This is a genomic window from Prevotella conceptionensis 9403948 (genome assembly GCF_000312305.1).
GTDB classification, from domain to species: domain Bacteria; phylum Bacteroidota; class Bacteroidia; order Bacteroidales; family Bacteroidaceae; genus Prevotella; species Prevotella conceptionensis.
On the sequence record NZ_HE999459.1, the window covers coordinates 2,811 to 7,258 of the forward strand.

General features: G+C 53.2%; 7 protein-coding genes. All 7 read left to right on the forward strand.

Annotated elements, in window-relative coordinates:
- The coding region (locus BN93_RS16325; protein WP_157462904.1) for a TonB-dependent receptor domain-containing protein at positions 1-627 on the forward strand (627 nt) is incomplete at its 5' end.
- A 59-nt stretch (positions 628-686) separates the two neighbouring features.
- Positions 687-1,466: a class I SAM-dependent methyltransferase gene (locus BN93_RS15170; protein ID WP_019189135.1), complete on the forward strand. Its 780-nt coding sequence runs from the start codon at positions 687-689 to the stop codon at positions 1,464-1,466.
- A gap of 2 nt (positions 1,467-1,468) precedes the next feature.
- Positions 1,469-2,083: a hypothetical protein gene (locus tag BN93_RS15175; protein ID WP_019189136.1), complete on the forward strand. Its 615-nt coding sequence runs from the start codon at positions 1,469-1,471 to the stop codon at positions 2,081-2,083.
- 131 nt (positions 2,084-2,214) lie between these two features.
- Positions 2,215-2,796, forward strand: a complete 582-nt coding sequence (locus tag BN93_RS15180) for a hypothetical protein (protein WP_044261089.1) — start codon at positions 2,215-2,217, stop codon at positions 2,794-2,796.
- Between the two features lie 50 nt (positions 2,797-2,846).
- Positions 2,847-3,893 (forward strand): hypothetical protein, encoded by a 1,047-nt coding sequence (locus BN93_RS15185; protein WP_019189138.1) that lies wholly within the window; start codon positions 2,847-2,849, stop codon positions 3,891-3,893.
- 5 nt (positions 3,894-3,898) lie between these two features.
- Positions 3,899-4,054, forward strand: a complete 156-nt coding sequence (locus tag BN93_RS18800; RefSeq protein WP_232211208.1) for a hypothetical protein — start codon at positions 3,899-3,901, stop codon at positions 4,052-4,054.
- The coding region (locus BN93_RS15190) for a hypothetical protein (protein WP_232211209.1) at positions 4,051-4,448 on the forward strand (398 nt) is incomplete at its 3' end. The genes BN93_RS18800 and BN93_RS15190, both read left to right, overlap by 4 nt.

Consider the following 4,448-nt stretch of genomic DNA (forward strand, 5'->3'; position numbering starts at 1 on the left):
AAGGGACGGACCACACGCTTTTCGTGGAATGTGGCCGCCTACCGTTCGTGGGTACACAACGAAATACTGGAAGTGAAAGACTACGTACGCGGCATTAAGCGCACCGAAAACTATCCCACTACCCTACATCAGGGCGTGGAAGTGGGGCTAAACGCCGTTATTGCCGACAATCCGTGGGGCATAAACGCGGGTAAGCTGACCCTTGGCGGAGTGTACGATTACAGCGACTTCCGTTTCAGCGGCGGCAAATACCAAGGCAAACGCCTGGCGGGCATACCCCAACACTATCTGAACCTGTCGGCCGAATACGAGCATTCGTGCGGTCTTAGCCTTGCGGCACAAGTGGAATGGAAACCAGGCGACACCCCCATCGACCACACCAACACCATGTTTCAGCCCGCATACCGCGTGTGGAACGTGCGTGCGGCCTACGCACTGGGCAAAAACATCAGCCTATACGTGGAGATGAAGAACGTGGCCAACAGCCGTTACGCCTCCAGCTACGTTATCAGCGACGAGATACATAACCCGCCCATCCCCTTCCCCAACTTCTCTGCAAAGCAGATGGCATTCTTCATTCCCGCCCAGCCGCGCTGCATATTTGGGGGCATAACGTGGCAAATGTAGGCTTTGCCGCCTTAATCAACAGAAATGTTTTACACCGTTGAACTTAACAAATAACCATCATGACCGAGAAAAAAATGAACATGGAGCAAGGCCATTGGGTGCTTGCCAAACTTGGAAAAAGGGTGCTTAGACCAGGAGGACGCGAACTTACCGCCCAAATGTTAGAGGCAATGAACATCAACGAGACGGACGACGTGGTGGAGTTTGCACCAGGATTGGGGCAAACGGCACGCCTAACCGTAGCCCATAAGCCACACTCGTACACCGCCGTAGAGCTGAACGAAGAGGCCGCCAGCCGTGTTCGGCACAACGTAAACTACGCCAACATACGCGTAGTGGCGGCCGATGCCGCACAAACAGGGCTGCCCGATGCCTGCGCAACAAAGGTGTACGGCGAGGCGATGCTCACCATGCAGAGCGCACCGCAGAAAAACGCCATCGTAAGAGAGGCGGCACGACTGCTGAAAGCGGGCGGACTGTACGCCATTCACGAAATCGTAATCTGCCCCGACGACGCGGGTGCCGAGCTACAACGCACCATTGAGAAGGACCTTGCACATAGCATCAAGACCAATGTGCGCCCACTAACGCTCTCGGCATGGCGCGCCGTGCTTGAAGAAAACGGCTTTGAGGTGGTATGGACGAAACAAAGTCCGATGCACCTGCTGGAATGGCGCCGCGTGGTGGCCGACGAAGGATGGGGCGGTTTCCTGCGCATCGTTTGGCGCATGCTTCGCAATGCCCCTGCCCGGAAACGCGTTTTGCACATGCGGAGCATATTTAGGAAGCACGACAAGAACATCCAAGCCATCTCGATGGTAGCGCGAAAACGGGCTTAGCGATGGTTGCACACAACATATCCCAACTGCGCGGGGCGGCCATTGGGTTTGCGCTGGCCCTCCTTACAACAACGTTTGTGGGGGCATGCACCGACGACATGCGCTCGCCCGACCTGGAACAGGCCGACCAACTGCTGCCCAACCGCAACGAATATGCCGACTCTAACCTGCACACCCAAGCGCAAGCCAAACTTGTGGCAGGGCTGTACGACTCGCGCCTCGACCTTATTTACTACGATGCCGACCGCACAACGCCCCGCCTTTACTTTACAGGCGGCGATGCAATAGTGCCGCTCACCGCAAACAACAACGGGTGGTTGCAACTCCGTGTGGTAGACTTCCACACCCAGTTCATGCCGCTCTACATGTCGATAAACATGAAACTGGTGCTCACCGACACGCCTAGCGACACCATCCGCCTTGCAGGCAAAGACGGCTCGGTGCATACGAGCGACCACGGAAAAACCATCGGGCTGCCGCTTCCCGAAAGCGACGATGCCGAAATGGAGGGCTTTTACATCAAATCGAAAGGCGAAATATACGCCATCATCGACCTGATGTTGCCCGTTCCGATGAAAATCAGGTGGCACGGTAAGAAGCAAATACCAACGCCATAACCGCTTATCGGCGCATGGAAAACGGCTGTGCCTACGCCGAAAACACGTGGCAAACAATATGTTTGTCCATACGTCAGCCAATATTATTCACCTTGCTCCATCTTATGTTGGGGCTAAAAACCTATAGATAAATGAGAATTACAAGTTTAAAAAATCTTTCCGCGCTGTTCATCATGTTCGCCCTGGCCATGAGTCTTACCACAGCTTGTAGCAAATCAGACGACAATGAAGGTGTAAGCGAAGCAGTTGTCAATAGCATGGCAGGTACATACAAGGCCACCATAGCTCCCACAATGGGTAACAAAAAAATGGCCGAAGGGCCGCACACCATATATATAGAGCGCGTGGCAGGTACGCAACAAGTGCGCATGCACTACGAGAACTTCAACGCGCCTTTCCTTGATGGAAATGGCAAACCTAGCGAAACGGCACGCATGCCTTTCGACATGACCGTCGATTTTACTTTCGTTGCCACCCCAGGAGAGAACGGAGCCGTTGCACTTAAGTCAATAAAGGGGTATTTTAAGGCTGCGCCTCACAACGGGAGTTCGGTAGATCCAAAGCAGTTGCCTGGTGGAATAGCCATCCCAAACCCCAATGGGTTTGAAACCGACAAAGCTACTGCCGAAGGAACGTGGAAAGACAACAAGCTTGTTCTGCGCATCTTGCCCAACATCCTACCAGTGGTGGTGAATGTTGAAGCGGCTAAATGACGGCAGGACCAACCCTATCCCCACAAACTAAATCAAAAAATAGAACAACTATGCCAAACTCAAACAAAGCACTCATCCAAGCCCAGCGTTGGTTTGCCATCGCATTTACAGGCCTGTTCGCCTTTTTCCTTGTAGGCTGCACCACGTCCGAGCTAGACGAAAACGAGCGCGCACTTGTGGCCAAACAGCAACTGGCCGACAAATTCGACCAACTTTTCAACCTCGCCTTCGAGTCGCCAGACAAAGCCGAGGAGCAGTTTAACAAATTCGTGCTAAGCGATCTCGTAACCGACGACCACAACCTACTGGCCGACGACGATGTCCGCGCCTTTCAAACACTGGTGCAAATTGCCGTAAGACTTAACAGAGACGCTCGCGACGTACCTTCAAAGATGAGCCAAAACACGCTGTTCGACATGTACATTGCGCGCAACCAGTTGCTCATCTCGAGCGGAAGCACGCTCTACGAGCTGCCCTACCGCCTGCGTAGCGGCGAGAGATACCAACGATTGAAAGAACTTGTGGCACAGGTAGACAAAGAAACACAGAAGTATGTAGACCAATTGAGCAGCAAAACGCAAGCTCCACCCAAAGACATCACCGGCACACAATGGACCTGGACGTTCGACATAGACAGCATTCGAGAAAACGTTGCCGACCTGAACGAGGGCGTGTACAAGTCGATGAAAGAGTTCGCCTTCGACTTTACGCTTAATGCCGACAATACAGTGAAGGCCCAACGTTTCTTTCTTTTGCCTGCCGTTGAGGAATACAGCAAACGCTTCAACGGCGATGGCGACTGGCTCGAAGCTAACATGAGCGAAACGCCCATGCGCTACGCCACCTACGGCGACAAGATATTCTTCCGCATCCCAATGAAGAATACTTCCAACTTCTCTGATGGGTATGGTGATGTGAAGCGCGAATGGTACTACGAGTTTACCTATCAACGTAATGGCAAGAACCTCGTTTTGAGCCAGCCCCGCATCGGGTTGTTCGTTCAAATCAAGCAATTCCTAACCTCGTATGCCGACAAAACGTTCGAAGCAAGCTATCCCGAACCCTTTAAGCAAATAACCCTAACCCCGAAAAAATGAGCCCTATGCCACGCTTTAAGTTGCTAGCCATATTGCTCTCGCTATTGTTTTCCCTTTCGGGGTGCATCGGTCGGGAGCTAGACGACAACGACACTTTCCAACAGGCGCAACCCTCTGAGATGGATGCCGACAACGCTTGCTGCTTTCGAAGATATTCGTGATAGACGAAAGCAACACCTACCTGTGGTTCGACCTGCACAACGAGGTGGCCAATTTCTCACAACCCGAACTGCTCCTGCCCACAGACAACGGTGGAACGGAGGCCACTTTGCGCATTCCCCTGCGCGGCCTGCTTTACGAATACCGCGCCAACGAGCACACGCTAACGTTTAAGCGCGTGCCGCCAAGGTTCCTAAACTGGGGCGAAACAACGGCTTCGTTCGTCTTCAACCTCACGCAAACCGATGGCGGCAGCATATTGTTGCCCGGTGGAAAAACGCAGAAAGGCTCGAAACCCACGTTCGAACTTGCCCTCAAGTCTATCCTCATAGACGGCGCGCAAGCTCCCATAGCGGTGGGAACGCCTTTCAATGCCGACGGGAGAACCATCAAGAT